The following is an 18,195-nucleotide window of genomic DNA, read 5'->3' on the forward strand; positions in this document are numbered from 1 at the left end:
CTCCGGCCGGCGCGTCGCCTCGTCCGTGTGCATCGCGCCGCGCTCGGCGGAGCGTCAGCTGAGCTGGTTCGCCTCGACCCACGCGAGATACTCGGGCGTGACGGTGCCGGTGACGTAGTCGCCCGTGAAGCAGCTCATCTCGAGGGCCGTGACATCCGACCCCTCGATGATGGCGGCCTGCATGTCGGCGACCTCCTGGTAGATCATGTGGTCGGCGCCGAGCTCCGTCGCGATCTCGGGGATCTTGCGTCCGTGCGCAACGAGCTCCTGCCGCGTCGGCATGTTGATGCCGTATACGTGCGGGAAGCGCACGGGGGGAGCGGCAGACGTGAAGGTGACCTTGTTGGCGCCGGCCTCGCGGGCCATCTGAACGATCTCTTTCGAGGTGGTGCCGCGCACGATCGAGTCGTCGACGATGAGGATGTTCTTGCCCTTGAACTCGCTCGACATCGCGTTGAGCTTCTGCTTGACGCTCTTCTTGCGCTCGGCCTGGCCGGGCATGATGAACGTGCGGCCCACGTAGCGGTTCTTGTAGAACCCCTCGCGGTACTCGACCCCGAGCTTCTGTGCCACCTGCATGGCCGCCGGGCGCGACGAGTCCGGGATCGGCATGACCACGTCGATGTCGCCCATGGGCGTGTACTTCGCGACGGTGTCGGCCAGGCGGTCGCCGAGGCGCAGGCGTGCCTCGTACACCGAGATGCCGTTCATCACGGAGTCGGGGCGGGCGAGGTAGACGTACTCGAAGGAGCACGGGATGAGCTGCGGGTTCGCCGCGCACTGGCGCGACGTCATCTCACCGTCGGGCGCGATGAAGATGGCCTCGCCCGGCTCGACGTCGCGGATGAAGTCGCACCCTGCGTTCTCGAGAACCAGAGACTCGGATGCCACGAACCACTCCGCACCGACGAGCCCGGTCGTGCGGCGGCCGACCACGAGCGGCCGGATGCCGAACGGGTCGCGGAACGCGAGCAGGCCGCGCCCGGCGATGAGCGCGATCGCAGCGTAGGAACCCTCGACCCGCTCGTGCAGGCGGGTGATTGCGTTGAACACCTGGTCGGGGTCGAGGTCGCGACCCGAGACCTGCGCCTGCAGCTCGTGCGCGAGCACGTTGACGAGGAGCTCGGTGTCGCTCGTCGTGTTGAGGTGGCGGCGGTCGATGTTGAAGAGCTCGTCCGTGAGCTCCCGCGTGTTGGTCAGGTTGCCGTTGTGCACGAGGGTGATGCCGTAGGGGGCGTTCACGTAGAAGGGCTGTGCCTCCTGCTCGTTGCGGGCATCCCCCTTGGTCGCGTAGCGAACGTGGCCGAGGCCCATCGTTCCGAGAAGGCTGCGCATATCGCGCGTGCGGTAGGCCTCACGCACCTGGCCCTTGGCCTTGAACATGTGGATGGTGTTGCCATCCGCTGTGGCAATACCTGTGGAGTCCTGCCCGCGGTGCTGCAGCAGCGACAGTGCGTCGTAGACCTGCTGGTTGACCGGAGTGGCCGAGACGATTCCGACGATTCCGCACATGGGGCGGTGACTCCCTGAGACTCGAGGTCGTACCCGCGGCAGGGGGTACGTTCCAGTCTCGCATACCTGGGGCGGGCATCCGCCTGTCATACCTTCGATGGATTCGCGCTGAACACGGCGCCACTGGCGGTCGGGTCGGGTTAGCGTGACGGCATGAGAGAGAAACTCGCTTTAGGCGGTCGATGGATGCTCCGGCACCCCGCCCACTGGATCGCCCCGATCATCGCCGCCCTCGTTCTGCTCAACTGGATCGTGTCGGAGGCCGGGCGCGGACCCTGGCCGGACCTCCTGTGGTTCATGATTCCTGCCGCCGTGATGCTCGGGATCGCACCCTGGGCGCCCTTCGCGGCTCTCGCGATCATGGTGCTCCTTCCTGCTGCGCAGGCGGTCGGACTCATCATCGGGCCCGGGTCGATCACGTGGCCTGTCTACCTCGTCGTGCCCATCGTGGCTCTGATCCTCGGCGGCGTCGCGGAGGGGCGTGCGAGACGATTCGCACTCGTCGGTGGCTTCCTGTGGGCCGGACTCGCGGCGTACTTGATGGCGGCCCCCGGCCCACAGGGCAGCTGGGCGCAGTGGAACGCGCTCTACGGCCGGCTCAACCCCCACGAGCAGGACTTCGTCATCATCGCCCTCGTCGCCTTCGGGCTGTACTTCCTCCTCTGGGCTATCGGCGTGCTCTACAGGTTGGCGCTGCAGGGCAGGTTCGCCCGTATCGCGGCGGTGCTCTCCGAGGGGCGTGCGGATGAAGCATCCACCCGCCCCGTCCACACCACGCTCACGGGGCTGAGCCCCCGGGAGCTCGAGATCTACGCCCTCGTTGCCCGCGGCTTCAGCAACGCGGAGATCGCCTCGCGCGAGCACATCTCGGAGACCACTGTGAAGACCCACGTGAGTTCGATCCTGCGCAAGCTCGAACTCCGCAGCCGGACCCAGCTTGCGGCGCACGCGCACGCCAAGGGCCTTGTCGCTCCCTGAGCCTCATCACTTGGTATGAATCGTGACTCATACGCTGGTAGATCCGGCCGCGGCGACCTACCGTCGTCGTATGCAGAGGACGTACAAGACACTCGAGTGGATCGCAGGGGGACTCCGCACGTGGATGCCCCCGGCGGGCGGGGCGATCTTTCTCGCGCTCTGGATCATCGCTGAGGCCGGCCGCTACGCGATCCTCGAGAAGACCGTCGTCTTCGCGATCCTCGCGGTTGCGATCGCTGTTGCCGGCTGGAAGCCGCTGATCTCCCTCTCACTCCTGCTCGCCGTTCCACTACTCCAGCTGCTCGGCATCCTCTACCCACCGATGGAGAACTCCTGGCCGATGTACGAGGCTGTTGCGCTCGTGGCGTTCATCATCGGTTTCACGGGGGTCGGACTCGTTCGTCGGGTTGTGCTGCCGGTGGGGGCCGCGACATCCGCACTCTTCGCCCTGCTCATGGTGATGCCCTCGCCGAACAGAGTCGGTTGGGCGAGCTGGGTCGGCCGGGGCGACACACTCCACGATTTCTGGGTCGACCTCGTGACGTTGAGCGTCGGCTGGTTCCTCCTGTTCGTCTTGTTGTGGACAGCTGGCGTTGCGGGCAGGACGATCCTCCGCGAGAGGCGGACCGTGACGGTCTTGAGGGATGCTGAGGTCCGACTGGTTGAGACGGACTTCGAGCTGCGCCTCGCGGAGGATCGAGCACGCATCTCGCGGGATGTTCACGATGCGCTCGCCCACTCGCTTGCCGTGATCGTCTCGCAAGCGGAGGGCGCCGTTGCTTTGCAGGGGCGCAAACCGGAGGTCGTCGGTGATGCGCTCGGCAGCATCGCGTCCGTCGGTCGCAGTGCGTTGACCGACGTGCGGAGCCTTGTCGAACGAATCCACGACCAGGACCTCACGAGCATCGCACCGCGCATCGACGATGTGCCTGAGGTGATCCACCGCATGCGCCAGGTGGGGATGGATGCCACGCTGCAGGTTCTCGGGACTCCAGAGCCGCTCTCCGATCCGCGCGAACTCGCGGTCTTCCGGATCGTGCAGGAGAGCCTCACCAACGCCCTCAAGCATGCTGGTTCGACGGCCTCTGCAAGGGTCACCCTCGACTGGCAAGGGCCGGGGCTCGCGATTCTGGTGGTGTCACGGCCTTCTGGAGAGCCTCCAGCCCCGGCCGCCGGTCGTGGAATCGGCATCGCGGGCATGAAGGAGCGCGCGAGGCTTGCCGGGGGATGGCTCACGGCCGAGGCAGAGGGCAGGGACTTCCTGGTGACCGCGTTCATTCCCGCGAGCACCCGGTCTCCGGCCGAGCCTGAGACGGAGGATCTGATCGATGCCTGAGACCTCGAAGATCTCGGTCGTGGTGGTCGACGACCAGCCCCTGTTCGCGTCCGGAATGGCCATGCTCATCGACGCCCAGGACGACATGAGCTGCATCGCCACAGCGAGCGACGGACGAAGTGCACTCGCCACGATTGCCGAGCTGACCCCCGACATCGTCCTGATGGACCTGCGGATGCCCGGACTCAACGGCATCGATGCCACCCGAGAGATCCTCCGCCATGGCAACGCCGACGACAGGCCGCGCGTGATCGTGCTCACGACCCTGCGCCGCGACGACATCGTGGTGCAGTCGCTGGAGGCCGGCGCGAGCGCCTTCCTGACGAAGGATGCCACGACCGAACAGATGCTCACGAGCATCCGCACCGTCCACTCCGGGGACTCGATACCCGACCTCGCGACGACCCTCGAGCTCGTCGCGGAGATGGGTGGCGAGACATCCGCCGCCCGCCAGCACGAGACGATCGACGCCCTCAGCCCCCGCGAGCGCGAGGTGTTCCTGCTGGTGGCGCGCGGCCTGTCGAACGCGGAGATCGCGCGGGCGGCCTATGTCAGCGAGGCGACCGTCAAGACCCACATCGCCGCAATCCTGCGCAAGCTCGACCTGCGCAGCCGCGTGCAGGTTGTCGTCTTCGCCCACAAGCACGCCCTCGTCGTGGTGTGAGCCCCCACGAACGAAAGAGTCGCGGCGGTGCTGGAGACCAGCAACCACCGCGACTCTTTGTTCGCTGTGTTTTGTCCTAGCGGTTAGGCCGTGCGACGACGCGCGATGACAGCACCGGCGACCACGAGCAGGGCGCCGAAGCCGACGAGCATGCCCAGGTTGCCGTTGTCCGACCCGGTTGCCGCGAGGACGGGCTCCGGAGCAGGCGCGGGGGCCGGAGCGGGTGCCGGGACGATAAGGATCGACTCGGAGTAGATGTTGTCCTCGGGGGACTCGCCGTTCGGGTCGGGGTTGATGACCGAGAGCACCTCGGCCGACGCGAAGTCGGTGATCGGGGCGGAGATGATGTCCTCGTTGATGCCCCAGACCTGGCCGGCGGAGTCGAAGGCGATCGCGTACGGCACGACGTCGCCGAAAACATCCTCGGCAAACGTGGTGAAGGCTCCGGTCGTGGTGTCGACCGTGTAGAAGTCCTCGGTGCCAACGTTGTACGCGTAGACCGTCTTCGTCACGGAATCCCATGCCAGGCCGTAGTTGTCCGACTCGTCCGTTACGCCGGTCGGGCCGACCTCGGTGAGTGCGGCGGTGGAGAGGTCGAGGGAGTAGAGGACGTCGGGGCTGACGCTCCACGACGTTGCCCAAGCATTGCCCGCTGCATCGATCGCAATGGCGATCGGGGTGTAGTAGGGCTCGCCCTCGATCGTGAACTGCCCGACGACAGTGTTCTCTCCCGTAGTGAGGTCGACCGAGATGAGGTACCCTTCACTGTTCGCCCAGGAGATCCAATAGCCGAGGCCGTTGACCGGGTTGTAGGCGGCGGGCCCAGCGCACGCGAACACATCGGTGTCCGGGTTCTCCCAGTCGCCGACCTGCGTGGCCACGCCGGTGGTGGTGTCCACCTCGTAGAGCAGGCCGTTGAATTCATCGCTGTCGCACGGCAGGATGTAGGCCTTGTCGCCCGCCGGAAGTGATGCTGCGTTCGCGGGCGATGCCGCGAACGTGAGTGCCGCGATGCCGACGAGTGCGGTGGCCACGCCAAGAGTTCTGCGCACAGGTGTCCCCTTTAATCTATTACCTGAGAATGTTCTGGGAAATGTATCATAAAGAGCCCATGAGGTAGCGCGGTACTCTGGTGGCGTGACGGCCAATACCTCAAGCTATGCCCGCGCAGGAGTCGACACCGAGGCCGGTGACCTCGCCGTCGAACTCATGAAGGCTGCGGTGAGCCGCACCCACGGCCCGGAGGTCTTCGGTGGTGTCGGCGGTTTCGCGGGCATGGTGGATGTCTCGTTCCTCAAGTCCTACGACCGCCCCCTGCTCGCCACCTCGACAGACGGCGTCGGTACCAAGGTCGCGATCGCACAGGCGATCGACAAGCACGACACCATCGGCCAGGACCTCGTCGGCATGGTCGTCGACGACATCATCGTGGTCGGCGCGAAGCCCTACTTCATGACGGACTACATCGCCTGCGGCAAGGTCGTACCGGAGCGCATTGCCGAGATCGTCCGTGGCATCGCGGAGGCGTGCGAGGCGACCGGCACCGCACTCGTCGGCGGCGAGACGGCCGAGCATCCCGGGCTCCTGGGGCCGGACGACTACGACGTCGCCGGTGCCGCGGTGGGCGCCGTGGATGCAGCGGACCTGCTCGGCCCGGAACGTGTGCGCGAGGGCGACGTGGTGGTGGCGCTCGCGTCATCCGGACTCCACAGCAACGGCTTCTCGCTCGTGCGCCACATTCTGCGCGAGCGCGGTCTCGCGTTCACCGACCGGTCGGATGAGCTCGGCGGACTCGTGGGCGAGGTGCTGCTCGAGCCGACGCGCCTCTACACGTCCCCGTTGCTAGCCCTGCTCGCTGCGCAGCCGGGCGCCGTTCACTCGCTCAGCCACGTGACCGGCGGCGGAATCGCGGCCAACCTCGCCCGTGTACTACCGAAGGGGAGTTGGGTCGAACTCGAGCGCTCCACGTGGTCGCCCCCCGCGGTGTTCCGCACCCTGTCGGATTTCGCTGGGTCAACGCTCGAGAGCAGCGAGGGCACCTGGAACCTGGGCATCGGAATGTTCGCGGTGGTCTCGGCGGATGCTGCGGCAGCGACGATCGCGGAGCTGGAGGCCGATGGCATCCCCTCGTGGGTCGCCGGAACGGTCTCGCTGGGCGCGCGCCCGGACGCGGACTGGTCGCAGGGTGCGAAGGGCGTCGACGGCGGTGCCGTGCGACTCACCGGACGCTACGCAGACTGAGTCACAGGGCGAACCGAGTCACAGCGCGAACTGAGTCACGGCACGTCGCGCAGACGCCGCACGAGAGTCACGCCGTGCGCGTCTCGTCCTCGTCCTCGCCGATGTCCTCGACGTTGTCGACGACATCGGCGTACGGGTCAACGTACTCCGGCCAATCCTGTGCTTCGTCACTGGAGTGGCTCGAACCAGCGAGCTCGCGCTCAAGCGCCGTGTAGTTCGTGTTCGGGCTGAAGTACTTCAGATCGCGAGCGACCTTGGTGTGCTTCGCCTTTTGACGGCCCCGCCCCATGCGTGACCCCCTCTTTCTCTGCCGCGCGCTCAGATTGTTGGCGGAAGGATCGCACCATTACACGAGCGAACAGGGTGGATTAAATCTAGCGACGAGCTTATCACGCGGCCCCGGGCGCGATCCCTCTCTCCACTGGTGCGCTGGCCGGTAACGTTGTGCGCGTGACTACCGCCAGTACCGACACCTCCGTGGTGGTCATCGGAGCTGGCCAGGCCGGTCTTTCGGTGGGCTACTACCTCCGCCGCCTCGGACTCGACCCGGGCAACGACTTCGTCATCCTCGATCGCGGCCCCGGCACCGGCGGCGCCTGGCAGAACCGGTGGGAGGCGCTGCGCATCGGCTCGGCGCACAGGATCAACGACTTGCCCGGAATGGACGAGCTCGGCATCAGCTTCGACACGGCCGACCGGCACGCCCCGGCGAAGGATGTCGTGGCCGACTACTACCGCCGGTACGAGGATCACTACGGGCTGCAGGTCGTGCGACCGGCCGACGTCACCTCCGTCGAGAACTTCGGCACCGACCTGAAAGTCAACTTCACGCTCGACGGGGACGACCCCAAGGACGTCACGACGGTCACGGTCGTCAACGCGACGGGAACCTGGGGTGCACCCTTCATCCCGTGGTACCCGGGGCTCAAGTCCTTCGAGGGTCGCCACGTGCACACGAACGACTACCGCTCGGCGCAGGACTTCGCGGGGCAGAGTGTCGTGGTGGTCGGTGGGGGCACGTCGGCGATCGGGTTCCTGCTGGAGCTGGAGGGGGTGGCAGCCGACCTCACCTGGGTGAGCCGCCGCCCGATCGACTTCCTCGAGGATGGCGAGCTCAACCTCGAGGCCCGCAGCGAGGCGGTCCGCCTTCAGGATGAAGCGGCTCGCGCCGGGCGGGCACTCCCGAGCATCGTCAGCGGCACCGGGGTTCCCCGCACACGTCGCATCCAGGCCGGCATCGAGCGCGGAGTGCTCACCCCGCGCCCCATCTTCGACTCGATCGAGCCGCACGGTGTGCGCTGGGCGGATGGCGCGTTCAAGTACGCCGACGCGATCATCTGGTCCACCGGCTTCCGGCCGGAACTGCGCCACCTCGCACCGCTCAAGCTCCGTGAGAAGGAGGGCGGCGTCGTGGTCGCCCAGGGCGCATCCTGGAAGGACCCGCGCATCTTCTTCGCCGGCTACGGCCCGCAGGCATCCACCATCGGCGCGAACCGAGCTGGGCGCCTGATCGCCCGCCAGGTGATCGCGACTCTCAGCAAGCTACAGGCAGCGAGGTAAGCATGTCCCAGCCCGAAACCGAGGCCACCGATAGCGCAGCCGCGCCGAAGCGGTCGCATCGCGCCTTCTGGATCGTCATTGCGATCGCGGTCGTGGTGGTCGCGCTCGACCAGCTCTCCAAGTGGTGGGCCATCGAGAACCTGTCCGACGGTCAGGTCATCCCCGTCATCGGTGACTGGCTGCGCTTCGTGCTCGTCTACAACCCGGGTGCGGCCTTCGGTCTCGGCACCGGATACACCTGGATCCTCGCGCTCGTCGCAGTCGCGGCCGTCGTGGCGATCGCCTGGTACGCGTGGCGAGTGAAGTCGCTCGCCTGGGCGATCGTGCTGGGGATGATCCTCGGCGGAGCCATCACGCACGCCGGCGACCGGTTGTTCCGAGAGCCGGGCTTCGCGCGCGGACACGTCGTGGACTTCATCGGGTACGGCACCTTCTTCGTGGGCAACGTCGCCGACATCATGATCGTCGTGGGTGCGGCGCTCGCCGTACTGCTCGTCATCATGCGGGTCGATGCTGGGCGGCATCCCGCGGCCGTCGAGGCCGATGCGGAGGCCGAAGCACCTCGCGAGACTGCCGAGTAGCACCGTGGGTGCGCGCGCTGCGATCGTGGGCGGTGTCGCCGTCTGCGCTCTGCTCGCCGGATGCACGCCGGGCGTTCCGGCGGAGCCACCGTTCACCGTGACCGTCGTCCAGCCGCGCACCGGGATCGCCATGGGCATCATCGCGATGCAGGTGAAGAACACAGGCGAGACAACGATCGATGTGTCATCCGCCGAGCTCGACTCCGACTACCTGGGCGCACCGCTCGTCTGGGAGGGCGACTCGGTCACTCTCGCACCGGGTCGCGCGGTCGACCTGCGGGTGCCGCTCGACACATGGGACTGCGATACGGATGCCACAGCCGACGCCTCGGCGACCATCGGCTACTCCATCGAGGGTGGCGGTTCCGGCACAGCGATCGTCTCCGCTCCAGACCCCACGATCGCCCTGCCGGGGCTGTGGGAGGGTGCGTGCCTTGCCGAGGGTGTGGCAGAAGTGGTGGATCTGCGGGCGATCGCGCTCGAGTCGAGTGGCACCGTGGGTGCCGTCGGTGAGCTGGTGCTCTCGACGGAGCCGACCGGGGCGGATGGCACGGTGGAGGTGCACAGCGTGGAGAGCACGACGCTGCTCGCGCCCTTCGACGGGGTGAGCGGGGTGCCGACGGTGCCGCTCGACCTCGTGCTCGGGGCCGATGGGCCTCCCGAGGTACGCATCCCGTTCGTGCCGAACCGGTGTGACGCGCACGCCCTCGCCGAGGACAAGATCGGCACTCGGATCCCGCTGCAAGTCACGGTGGGCGAGCTGTCGGGTCGGCTCGTGCTGCCCGCGACGGACGAACTGCGTGCGCAGATGTACGCGTTCTACGGGGACTACTGCGCGCTGCCGTAGGTTCCGCGGTGGTGAGGTTTCGATACGGCGCTTCGCGCCTACTCAACCCACAGCACAGCTACTGCTCGTTGAGTGTGCGCCTACTCAGCCCACGGAAGCTACTGCTGGTTGAGTAGCCGCGGCGAAGCCCGGCGTTATCGAAACCTCACCGACGAGTCACTGCACCTCGCGCAGGCGCGGTGCCACCTCGTCGCCGAAGCGGGCGATCGACGCTGCCGGGTCCGGGCCCAGCACACCGAAGTGCAGGTGCTGGATTCCCGCGCCAGCGAACGCCTCGGCATTGGCGAGCACGTCGTCCGCGTCGAAGTCGGGCATGAGCCGGGCCTGGGCGGTGCGTTCGATGGTCTCGTAGTCGCGTCCTACGTCATCGCAGTGCTCGCGCAGGATGTCGAGCTTGCGCACGACCGTCTCGGTGTCCGCGGCGATGAGGTTCGTGGCATCCGCGTACTGGGCAACAAGGCGCAGGGTCTTCTTCTCGCCGCTGCCACCGATCACGATGGGCGGGCGGGGCGACTGCACGGGCGCAGGGATGCTGATGGTCTCGGCGAGCTGGTAGTGCGTGCCGTTGTAGGGACCCTCGTCGTCGCTCCACATCTGGAGCGCGATCTGCAGGGTCTCCTCCAGGCGCTCGAAGCGCTCCCCCAGTGGCGGGTACGGCACGCCGAGTGCAAGGTGCTCCCGCTCGTACCAGGCGGCGCCGATGCCGAGGAACGCGCGCCCCTCCGACAGCACGTCGAGGGTGGTGACGGTCTTCGACAGGATGCCCGGATGCCGGTAGGTCACACCGGTCACGACCGTGCCGAGCTTCACGTTCTCCGTGATGCCCGCGAGATAGCCGAGCGTCGTGTACCCCTCGAGCATCGGGTCGTGGGCGGTGCGGAACTGTTCCATCTGGAAGAAGTGATCCATCACGGTGAACCAGCTCGCGCCGACCTGGTCGGCGTTGCGGCCAGCCGAGCGGATGGCGGGGGCGAGACCGGCGGGGCCGCCGGGGAGGGTCATGTCGAAGAAGTGGAATCCGAAGCGCATGGCCTCAGGCTACGCCTGGGCGGTGAGCGCATACGCCACGGCGGCCACCCCGATGCCGAGTGTTAAGTTGAGCGCCACCGACGCGACGGCTGACCGCGCCTTGCGCTCCATGACGAGCTGGATCGTCTCCACGCTGAACGTCGAGAACGTGGTGAGGCCACCGCACAGACCGGTGAGCAGGATGAGACGGGCATCCGCAGACACGAGCCCGGCCTGCGCGAGACCCAGTGCCGCGCCGCCGATGGCGGAGCCGACGACGTTGACGACGAGGACCGCCCACGGGAAGTCGCCGGGTCGTGGGGCGAAGAATCGCGACACGAGGTAGCGCAGCACCGCACCGAGGGCGCCCGCGGCGAGCACGGCGACGATTGTTGCGGCGCTCACTCGTCCACCTCATCAATCGGGACAGGCTCATCCCCAGGGACCGCACCTCGGACGCGGCCGAGGCGCAACCCGAGCCACGCAGCGGCGAGGCCGAGGACGATGGTCGCTACGAGGTACGCCAGGGCGAGCATCCCCCAGCCTGCGGCCGTGAGGGAGACCAACGAGACCGCCACTGCGGAGAACGTGGTGAAGCTCCCGAGCAGCCCAACGCCGAGACCGGCCCGTAGCCAACTGGGCGCCGTGGGCCAGACGCGGGCGACGAGGAAGCCCAGGGCGAACGCTCCGAGCGCGTTGGCGATGAGGGTCGACAACGGGAACTGGTCGTCCTGGTGGAGCAGCACGCCATCCACTGCGAACCGCGCACCGGTGCCGAGTAGTCCACCGATGACGACGGCCAGGAGGTCCCGCACTACGGCTTCTTCGTGGTCGTCGCGGTGGGCTTCTTGGCAGCGGGCGACGCGGGCGGCATGGGCTTGCGCACGACGGGGCGGCGCGGCTCACCGCGGCGGTCCTGTCCGGGCAGCGGGCGCGACCGGCGACCGTAGATGAGAGTCGACGAGTCGAGTAGCCACGGCACGACAGCGATCACCACACCGTGCACGAGCGAGAGCTTCTGGCGGATGCGACGCGACTTGTGGTTGTGCAACAGGTGCTCCCACCAGTGCCCCACGATGTACTGCGGCGTGTAGACCGTGACCACCTCGGCGCCGTGCTCAGCACGACGGGACTTGATGTACTTCGCGAGGGGTGCGCTGATGTCGCGATAGGGCGACTCGACGATGGTGAGTGGAACCCTGATGTTCTGCTCGATCCACTCCCGCTCGAGTTCCTTCGTCGCCTCCTCGTCGATGGAGACGTGCACCGCCTCGATCGAGTCGTGCCTGGCAGCGATCGCGTAGTCGAGCGCCTTGAGAACGGGCTTCTGCATCCGACCGACGAGCACGATCGCGTGGTCGCCGTTCGCGCCGAAGCGGGTCGTCGGGTCGGCCTCGATCTCCTTGTCCACGTCGCGGTAGTACCGGTTCACGCCGAGCATGAGGAAGAACAGGATGGGCATGACCACAAACACGATCCACGCGCCGTGCGTGAACTTGGTGACCGTCACGATCACGAGAACGCTGGCGGTCATGGTCGCGCCGAGGGCGTTGATGGCGAGCCCCCGCCACACGGCGCCCCGGTCGTCGCATCCGTTGCGGAGCATGCCGGACCAGTGCTTGACCATCCCGATCTGCCCGAGGGTGAACGAGACGAACACACCGATGATGTAGAGCTGGATGAGGGTCGTCACGTCGGCCTGGAAGGCGACGAGCAGAACGGTGGCCGCGATCGCGAGGGCGATGACGCCGTTGGAGAAGATGAGGCGGTCACCGCGCGTGGCAAGCGACTTGGGAGCGTAGCGGTCGGTCGCGAGCACAGAGCCGAGCAGCGGGAAGCCGTTGAAGGCCGTGTTCGCCGCGAGGAGCAGCACTGCGGCCGTGGCCGCCTGGATGATGAAGAAGAAGACGGTGTTGTTGCCGAACGTGGCGGCCGCCATCTGGGCGATGAGGCTTCGCTGGGGATCGTCGCCTGCGCGGCATCCCTCGTACTCGAGCAACTCGGTGCAATCGAGGTAGTGCACGCCCGCGATGAGAGAGATGGCGACGAGGCCGACGAAGAGCGTGATCGCGATCGCACCCATCGCGACGAGGGTCTTCTGCGCGTTCTTGATCTTGGGGCGGCGGAACGCCGGCACGCCGTTCGAGATGGCCTCGACACCGGTGAGGGCGGCACATCCACTCGCGAACGCGCGCAGGAGAAGAAGGATGAACGCGGCCTGCCCGAGGCTCTCGGCCTGCACCACGAGGTCGGCGCTCTCGGCAACCGGTGGGTCACCGAGGGCGGTGCGCACGAGACCGACAACAACCATGAAGGCGATGGATGCCACAAACAGATAGGTCGGCACGGCGAACGCCTTGCTCGACTCACGCACCCCGCGGAGGTTCACCGCAGCGAGGATCACGACAAAACCGACCGCGATCTCCACACGCCCCGGGTTCCACTCCGGGAACGCCGAGATGATGTTGTCGACGCCGGAGGCCACCGACACGGCGACTGTGAGGATGTAGTCGACCAGCAGGGCGGATGCCACGACCAGCCCGGCCTTCTCGCCGAGGTTCTTCGACGCGACCTCGTAGTCGCCGCCGCCGCTCGGGTAGGCCTTGATGAGCTGGCGGTAGCTGAGCACCACCACCACAAGCAGAATCACGACAGCCGCAGCGACCCACGGCGCGAACGACAGGAACGCGAGCCCGCCGAGCAGCAGGATCATGAGGAGTTCCTGTGGAGCGTACGCCACAGAGGAGAGGGGGTCGCTCGCGAAAATGGGGAGCGCCAAATGCTTGGGGAGAAGCTGACCTTCGAGTTTGTCGGAGGCCAGAGGCTCCCCGATCAGCCACCGTTTGGGTGACCGGGCTTCGTCTGTCACGAGGGGCAAGCGTACTCCTGCGCAACCCACTGTCAACAAGCGCGCGCGCCATAGAATTCCCCCATGCCCTCCCCTCGCGTGCGCCGGCGTCGCTGGCCCTGGATCGTTGCCGCGGCGCTCGTTGTGCTGCTCGTGCCGATCGCGTTCATCGTGGTGCCGATCCTCACGCACCAGAACCAGGGCACGGCCGGGCAGGATCGACCGGTCGACGAGTTCCCCGTGCAGGTGACCGCGTCGGGCGATGATGGCCGCGAGCGCGCCCTTGAGGTGTTCTCGGTCCGGCCGGGGATGACGCCGGACCTGACGGCTCTCGAGCCCGGGCAACGCCTCATCGTGAGTGGCACCGGGTACGACGCATCCCAGGGCATCTACGTCGCGATCTGCGTGATCCCGAGCGACCCGACGGTGAAGCCCGGCCCCTGCATCGGCGGGGTGCCCGATCAGGAGCAGACGGATGTCGCGGAGGGCACCGTGCAGTACGCCCCGAGCAACTGGATCAACGACGACTGGGCCTGGAAGCTGTTCGGCGCTCGCAGCTACGACGACGAGGCGACGGGCACCTTCACGGCGTACCTCGAGGTGGGCGACCCCGTCGGTGAGGGGTTCGATTGCCGCGTGGATGCGTGCGGCATCTTCACGCGCAACGACCACACCGCGCTGAACGACCGCGTGCAGGACCTGTACCTGCCGGTCGCCTTCGCGTCGTAGTGCCGGCGTCACCCTTAGTTGGTTGAGTAGCCGCGGCGCAGCCCGGCGTTATCGAAACCTCACCAACGTGGATCTTGTTGCACGTAGGTGAGGTTTCGATAACGGCCGCTTCGCGGGCCTACTCAACCCACTGTGGGTTCACAGTCGCCCGCGGATCGCGTCGAGGCCCTCGCGGAGGGCTGCGACCGTCTCGGCCGTGAGGTCGCCGCGGGATGCCCGCATCCGCAGCTCCGACCGCACGCTCGCCCTGAACTCGGCGAGAAGTGCCTCGGCCTCCTGCAGTCGCGTGCGCGACTCGATGTGCTCGTTGTCCGGGATCACGGTGGCCGTGTACCGGGCCTCGGCCTTGGCCTCCCGTGCCGCGGCGGCCAATTCGGCGCGGAGCGACCGCATCGCATCGTTGACGGAGGAGCGCACCTCATCGGCCAGGCGTCGCACGGAGTCGGTCACCCCGTTCTCGATGCCGTCGAGCTCGGAGGCCCTCGCCTCGAGTTCGGCGCGCCCGGCATCGGTGATCTCGTAGACGGTCTTGCGGCCATCGGCCACCTTCGTCACGAGTCCCTCCTCCTCGAGCTTGCCGAGGCGCGGGTAGATCGTTCCGGCGCTCGGCACGTAGGTGCCGCCGAAGCGATCGCCGAGCGCCTGGATGAGCTCGTAGCCGTGCATCCCGCGGCCCGACTCGGCGAGCAGGCTGAGCAGGTAGAGGCGCAAGTGGCCGTGGGCGAAGACGGGCGGGGTCATGCCGACACCGAGTGCAGCACCGACACGTGACCGGAGACGGTGTTCACCTTGAAGTCGAGCCAGTGCTTGTCGAGGTCGCCGACGCGACCCGTGTACGAGCCGCGCACACCGCGCACCTCGGCGTTGTCGAGCAGGATCCGCCCGCTCACGGTGTTGATGCGGTACTGCACGGGAACCTCGGGGGCGAGCCGCGTGGTGACGTTGCCGCTGACCGTGTTGACCGCGACCTCGTCGGGGATGCCCGTCAGGTCGAGGAACACCTCGCCCGTCACGCTGTCGGCGGAGAACCGGGAGATGGCACCGGATGCCGTGACATCCCCGTTCACCGTGTGCGCCGTGATCGAGCCGGTGTGGGCGCGAACCGAGAGCTCGCCGCCCACCGCGTTGAGCGTGAGGTTGCCCGCGATGTCGTCGAGCACGAGGTCGCCGCTCACGGTCGAGACGGATGCATCGGACCGCAGCCCCGAGATGAGGCCGCTCGCCGACACCACACCGAACTTGAGTGCAACATCCCGCGGTACGCGGATGCTGATGTCCGCCTTGGCGTTGCCGCCGCGCCACGAGGAGAAGACGTCAATGAAGTTGTCCCAGCGCAGTTGCGGGTGGTCGATCTCGAGCGTGTGCCCGTCGACGCTGATCTTCAGCTCCCGACCGGTGACGGAGTGCACCTCGACCCGGGTGCCCGGCTCGTCGTGTCCGATGATGTTGACCTGGCCGGCGATGAGCCCGACCTTGAGACTACGAATCCCGTCGAGGTCGATGATCTTCTCGCCGTCGACGATCCACTTCTCCTGAGCCATCGTGGACCTCCCTTTCGCGCTATATCGCGTATGTCGAAAGACACGTTATATCGCGTTTGCGAGAGAGTCAAGCTATATCGCGAGATCAGCTCCCGCGGCGCACACGCGCCACGGTGTCGACGAAAGTCGTGGGTTCGCCGTCGCGCCCCGTCCCGACGCGGTCCACGGTGCCGCTCACCTCCACCGTCCAGCCGGCGGGCAGGTCGAGCGCAGCCAGCACCTCGTCCGCGGTCGGCAGGGGCGGGGCATCCGTGTGGTCGTGGCCCGACCCGGGCGGGAAGGCGCCGTGACCGACGACGAGCAGGCGCCCGCCCGGGGCGACGGCCGAGAGCGCTCGCCGCAGGATCTCCTCTCGGGCCAGCTCGACGGGGGAGTGCAGGAACGCCGCGGAGACGAGGTCGTACTCTGCGGTCGGATGCCACGTGCCCAGGTCCGCGCGCACCCACTCGATGCGGTCACCCAGTCCGGCCTCCTCGGCGCGAGCCGCTCCCACTGCGAGCGCCGTCGCCGAGATGTCGACGGCCGTCACGGTCCACCCCTGGGAGGCGAACCACAGGGCATCGCCGCCCTCCCCGCTGCCGAGGTCGAGTGCGGAGCCAGGCGTGAGCCCACTCGCTTCGTTCTCGACAGTGGCGTTCACGTGCCCGCTCCATACCTGGCCGGTCTCGCGGCGGTGCGACACGTAGCGCGCCTCCCAGAACTCGGCCGGGTCGGTGAGGGCGTCCGCTGCCACCCGAGCGGATGCCGCAGCCACCTCTCCCGCGACCAGCTCGCCATTGATCGCCAGCGCCGCCGTCGCTCCTGAACCCGCGGCGATCGGAACCAGCGCGCCCGGGTTGGCCGAGTTGCCGACGGCCCACACGCCGGGGACACTCGTGCGCCCGAACGAGTCGACCGCCGTCCAGGGACCCATCGGGGTCTCGACCTGCTCGACACCGAGCTGCCTGAGGGGTTCGTCCCGGGCGACGATGGTCGGCTCGGCGAACACCACGTCCACCGCGGCGACCGTTCCGTCGTCGAGGGCCAAGCCGGTGATCGTGTCGCCCTCGGTGACGACGCGCGTCACGGCACGGGCATCCACTCGTATGCCGAGCTCCTCGAGCACGAGTCGGTCGTTCTCGGGCAGCTCGCCGACGAGAGCGGAGAACACGGTGACGTCGTTCGAGTACGGCCGCAGCATGTGGGCCTTGTGGAGCCCGGGCACCGATGCCGCGAGCACCGCAATCCGGCGCCCCGACGACTCGTACCCATCGCAGTAGGGGCAGGCCACCACGCCACGGCCCCACTGCTCGGCGAGCCCGGGGATCGAAGGGAGCTCGTCCCGCGCGCCCGTCGCCACGATGAGGTGCTTGGTCAGGGCGCGCTCGCCGCCCTCGGTGAGGATCTCGAAGCGCTCGCCACGCGTCCGGGTCTGCGCGACGCGCGCGTTCACGATCACTCCGTCGACCGCTCGCACCTCGCGGTAGCCGTCGGACACGAGGTCGAGGGGCGAGTAGCCGTCACGACTCAGCACGCCGTGCATGTGCGGCGCGAATCTGTTGCGCGGCTCCTGGGCGTCGAGCACCAGGACGCGGCGGCGGGCGCGCGCCAGGATGAGCGCTGCGCTCAGTCCAGCCGCGCCGCCTCCGATGATGATGACGTCCCACAGGGGGGAGGAGATGTCGGATGCCGTGGGTTCGTGATGGGTCATGGTGCCAGCATCCCGAGCTGCTACCGTGTCAGCAACAAACAGTGCCGAATTGGCAAGGAGGCGACATGCCGGACGATTCGCTCGCGCTCATCGGGCCGCGCCTCAAGAGCTGGCGCGAGAAGCGCAGCATGACACTTGCCGAACTGTCCCGAACGACCGGGATCTCCTCGAGCACCCTGTCGCGGCTCGAGGCCGGCAAGCGTGCCCCCAACCTGGAACTCGTGGTGCCGATCGCTCGAGCGCTGCGACTCGAGCTCGACGACATCGTGCCGCGTGCCGCCCCCGACCCGCGGGTGTCGCGCACGACGAAACGCGTTGGTGGCACGCAGTACGAGACTCTCTCGCCGGAGTCGAGCCCGGTGCAGACGTACAAGGTGACGTTCCCCGCGAACCCGGTGGGTGTCACAGCGGTTCCGGAGCCCAAGGTGCACGACGGCCAGGAGTGGCTCTACGTTCTCTCGGGTCGATTGCGGCTGGTGCTCGGCGAGCAGGATGTCACGCTCGGCCCCGGGGAGGCGGCAGAGTTCGACACCCGCATCCCTCACTGGCTCGCCGCCACCGGATCGGGCCCCGCCGAGATCCTCTCCATCTTCAGTAAAGAGGGAAAGCGCATCCACCTGCGCGCGAGGCCCACCACCCCCGACCGGGAGTAGCTCAGCT

Annotated in this window: 19 protein-coding genes; 9 read left to right on the forward strand and 10 right to left on the reverse strand. The window is 67.6% G+C overall.

Going from position 1 to position 18,195, the window contains the following annotated elements; translation table 11 throughout:
* Positions 1-54: 54 nt before the first annotated feature.
* A complete protein-coding gene (gene purF / locus HDC94_RS03020; protein WP_179494748.1) occupies positions 55-1,512 on the reverse strand; it encodes an amidophosphoribosyltransferase in 1,458 nt (485 codons plus the stop codon).
* 153 nt (positions 1,513-1,665) lie between these two features.
* On the opposite strand from purF, the gene HDC94_RS14745 reads away from it, so the two are divergent.
* From HDC94_RS14745 to HDC94_RS03035, 3 genes are all read left to right on the forward strand, one after another.
* Positions 1,666-2,490 (forward strand): response regulator transcription factor, encoded by an 825-nt coding sequence (locus HDC94_RS14745; RefSeq protein ID WP_306457265.1) that lies wholly within the window; start codon positions 1,666-1,668, stop codon positions 2,488-2,490.
* A gap of 70 nt (positions 2,491-2,560) precedes the next feature.
* Complete coding sequence (locus HDC94_RS03030) at positions 2,561-3,826, forward strand: sensor histidine kinase (RefSeq protein ID WP_179494749.1); 1,266 nt, start codon at positions 2,561-2,563, stop codon at positions 3,824-3,826.
* A complete protein-coding gene (locus HDC94_RS03035; protein WP_179494751.1) occupies positions 3,819-4,490 on the forward strand; it encodes a response regulator transcription factor in 672 nt (223 codons plus the stop codon). The genes HDC94_RS03030 and HDC94_RS03035 overlap by 8 nt, the downstream gene beginning before the upstream one ends.
* An 83-nt stretch (positions 4,491-4,573) precedes the next feature.
* On the opposite strand, the gene HDC94_RS03040 is transcribed toward HDC94_RS03035, so the two are convergent.
* Positions 4,574-5,542, reverse strand: coding sequence for an LPXTG cell wall anchor domain-containing protein (locus tag HDC94_RS03040; protein WP_179494752.1), 969 nt, complete (start codon positions 5,540-5,542; stop codon positions 4,574-4,576).
* A gap of 85 nt (positions 5,543-5,627) precedes the next feature.
* Between HDC94_RS03040 and purM the strand changes: the two genes are divergently transcribed.
* Positions 5,628-6,731, forward strand: coding sequence for a phosphoribosylformylglycinamidine cyclo-ligase (purM, locus tag HDC94_RS03045; protein ID WP_179494753.1), 1,104 nt, complete (start codon positions 5,628-5,630; stop codon positions 6,729-6,731).
* A gap of 67 nt (positions 6,732-6,798) precedes the next feature.
* Here purM and HDC94_RS03050 read toward each other — a convergent pair whose 3' ends face one another.
* Positions 6,799-7,020, reverse strand: a complete 222-nt coding sequence (locus tag HDC94_RS03050) for a DUF3073 domain-containing protein (protein WP_179494754.1) — start codon at positions 7,018-7,020, stop codon at positions 6,799-6,801.
* A 161-nt stretch (positions 7,021-7,181) separates the two neighbouring features.
* Here HDC94_RS03050 and HDC94_RS03055 point away from each other — a divergent pair, with 161 nt between their 5' ends.
* Genes HDC94_RS03055 through HDC94_RS03065 form a run of 3 tightly spaced genes read left to right on the forward strand, consistent with a single transcriptional unit; the run spans position 7,182 to position 9,719 of the window.
* Positions 7,182-8,291 carry an NAD(P)-binding domain-containing protein gene (locus HDC94_RS03055; RefSeq protein WP_179494755.1) on the forward strand — a complete coding sequence of 370 codons (1,110 nt, stop codon included), beginning with the start codon at positions 7,182-7,184 and terminating at the stop codon, positions 8,289-8,291.
* A 2-nt stretch (positions 8,292-8,293) separates the two neighbouring features.
* Entirely contained in the window at positions 8,294-8,872 is a 579-nt protein-coding gene (gene lspA / locus HDC94_RS03060) for a signal peptidase II (RefSeq protein WP_179494756.1), read from the forward strand.
* 4 nt (positions 8,873-8,876) lie between these two features.
* Positions 8,877-9,719 carry a hypothetical protein gene (locus tag HDC94_RS03065; RefSeq protein ID WP_179494758.1) on the forward strand — a complete coding sequence of 281 codons (843 nt, stop codon included), beginning with the start codon at positions 8,877-8,879 and terminating at the stop codon, positions 9,717-9,719.
* A 156-nt stretch (positions 9,720-9,875) separates the two neighbouring features.
* On the opposite strand, the gene HDC94_RS03070 is transcribed toward HDC94_RS03065, so the two are convergent.
* The 4 genes from HDC94_RS03070 to HDC94_RS03085 are packed head-to-tail and all read right to left on the reverse strand — an operon-like array spanning position 9,876 to position 13,563.
* Positions 9,876-10,748: an LLM class F420-dependent oxidoreductase gene (locus tag HDC94_RS03070; RefSeq protein WP_179494760.1), complete on the reverse strand. Its 873-nt coding sequence runs from the start codon at positions 10,746-10,748 to the stop codon at positions 9,876-9,878.
* Between the two features lie 9 nt (positions 10,749-10,757).
* Positions 10,758-11,132, reverse strand: coding sequence for a fluoride efflux transporter CrcB (crcB, locus tag HDC94_RS03075; protein ID WP_179494762.1), 375 nt, complete (start codon positions 11,130-11,132; stop codon positions 10,758-10,760).
* A complete protein-coding gene (locus HDC94_RS03080; RefSeq protein WP_179494764.1) occupies positions 11,129-11,542 on the reverse strand; it encodes a CrcB family protein in 414 nt (137 codons plus the stop codon). Before HDC94_RS03080 ends, crcB begins: the two co-directional genes overlap by 4 nt.
* Entirely contained in the window at positions 11,542-13,563 is a 2,022-nt protein-coding gene (locus tag HDC94_RS03085; RefSeq protein WP_179498799.1) for an APC family permease, read from the reverse strand. Before HDC94_RS03085 ends, HDC94_RS03080 begins: the two co-directional genes overlap by 1 nt.
* A 96-nt stretch (positions 13,564-13,659) precedes the next feature.
* Here HDC94_RS03085 and HDC94_RS03090 point away from each other — a divergent pair, with 96 nt between their 5' ends.
* The gene (locus HDC94_RS03090) at positions 13,660-14,304 is read left to right on the forward strand and encodes a hypothetical protein (protein WP_179494766.1); all 645 of its coding nucleotides are present in this window, start codon (positions 13,660-13,662) and stop codon (positions 14,302-14,304) included.
* A gap of 138 nt (positions 14,305-14,442) precedes the next feature.
* Here the strand turns inward: HDC94_RS03090 and HDC94_RS03095 are convergent, their stop codons facing one another.
* The 3 genes from HDC94_RS03095 to HDC94_RS14510 form a co-directional block, all read right to left on the reverse strand.
* Positions 14,443-15,045, reverse strand: coding sequence for a PadR family transcriptional regulator (locus tag HDC94_RS03095; protein WP_179494768.1), 603 nt, complete (start codon positions 15,043-15,045; stop codon positions 14,443-14,445).
* Positions 15,042-15,845 carry a DUF4097 family beta strand repeat-containing protein gene (locus HDC94_RS03100; RefSeq protein ID WP_179494769.1) on the reverse strand — a complete coding sequence of 268 codons (804 nt, stop codon included), beginning with the start codon at positions 15,843-15,845 and terminating at the stop codon, positions 15,042-15,044. The genes HDC94_RS03095 and HDC94_RS03100 overlap by 4 nt, the downstream gene beginning before the upstream one ends.
* Positions 15,846-15,930: 85 nt before the next feature.
* Complete coding sequence (locus HDC94_RS14510) at positions 15,931-17,535, reverse strand: bifunctional NAD(P)/FAD-dependent oxidoreductase/class I SAM-dependent methyltransferase (protein ID WP_179494771.1); 1,605 nt, start codon at positions 17,533-17,535, stop codon at positions 15,931-15,933.
* A gap of 65 nt (positions 17,536-17,600) precedes the next feature.
* Here HDC94_RS14510 and HDC94_RS03110 point away from each other — a divergent pair, with 65 nt between their 5' ends.
* A complete protein-coding gene (locus HDC94_RS03110) occupies positions 17,601-18,188 on the forward strand; it encodes a helix-turn-helix domain-containing protein (protein WP_179494773.1) in 588 nt (195 codons plus the stop codon).
* The last annotated feature ends 7 nt before the right edge of the window (positions 18,189-18,195 follow it).

The organism is Leifsonia sp. AK011, from assembly GCF_013410945.1.
Lineage (GTDB): Bacteria > Actinomycetota > Actinomycetes > Actinomycetales > Microbacteriaceae > Rhodoglobus.

What these genes read in the sequence shown, in the direction of transcription:
- HDC94_RS03070 (WP_179494760.1), bottom strand. Translation starts at nt 10,748, where the DNA reads ATGCGCTTCGGATTCCACTTCTTCGACATGACCCTCCCCGGCGGCCCC.
- HDC94_RS03090 (WP_179494766.1), top strand. Translation starts at nt 13,660, where the DNA reads ATGCCCTCCCCTCGCGTGCGCCGGCGTCGCTGGCCCTGGATCGTTGCC.
- HDC94_RS03110 (WP_179494773.1), top strand. Translation starts at nt 17,601, where the DNA reads ATGCCGGACGATTCGCTCGCGCTCATCGGGCCGCGCCTCAAGAGCTGG.
- HDC94_RS03035 (WP_179494751.1), top strand. Translation starts at nt 3,819, where the DNA reads ATGCCTGAGACCTCGAAGATCTCGGTCGTGGTGGTCGACGACCAGCCC.
- HDC94_RS03030 (WP_179494749.1), top strand. Translation starts at nt 2,561, where the DNA reads ATGCAGAGGACGTACAAGACACTCGAGTGGATCGCAGGGGGACTCCGC.
- HDC94_RS03100 (WP_179494769.1), bottom strand. Translation starts at nt 15,845, where the DNA reads ATGGCTCAGGAGAAGTGGATCGTCGACGGCGAGAAGATCATCGACCTC.
- HDC94_RS03050 (WP_179494754.1), bottom strand. Translation starts at nt 7,020, where the DNA reads ATGGGGCGGGGCCGTCAAAAGGCGAAGCACACCAAGGTCGCTCGCGAT.
- HDC94_RS14510 (WP_179494771.1), bottom strand. Translation starts at nt 17,535, where the DNA reads ATGACCCATCACGAACCCACGGCATCCGACATCTCCTCCCCCCTGTGG.
- lspA (WP_179494756.1), top strand. Translation starts at nt 8,294, where the DNA reads ATGTCCCAGCCCGAAACCGAGGCCACCGATAGCGCAGCCGCGCCGAAG.
- HDC94_RS03095 (WP_179494768.1), bottom strand. Translation starts at nt 15,045, where the DNA reads ATGACCCCGCCCGTCTTCGCCCACGGCCACTTGCGCCTCTACCTGCTC.
- HDC94_RS14745 (WP_306457265.1), top strand. Translation starts at nt 1,666, where the DNA reads ATGAGAGAGAAACTCGCTTTAGGCGGTCGATGGATGCTCCGGCACCCC.
- purF (WP_179494748.1), bottom strand. Translation starts at nt 1,512, where the DNA reads ATGTGCGGAATCGTCGGAATCGTCTCGGCCACTCCGGTCAACCAGCAG.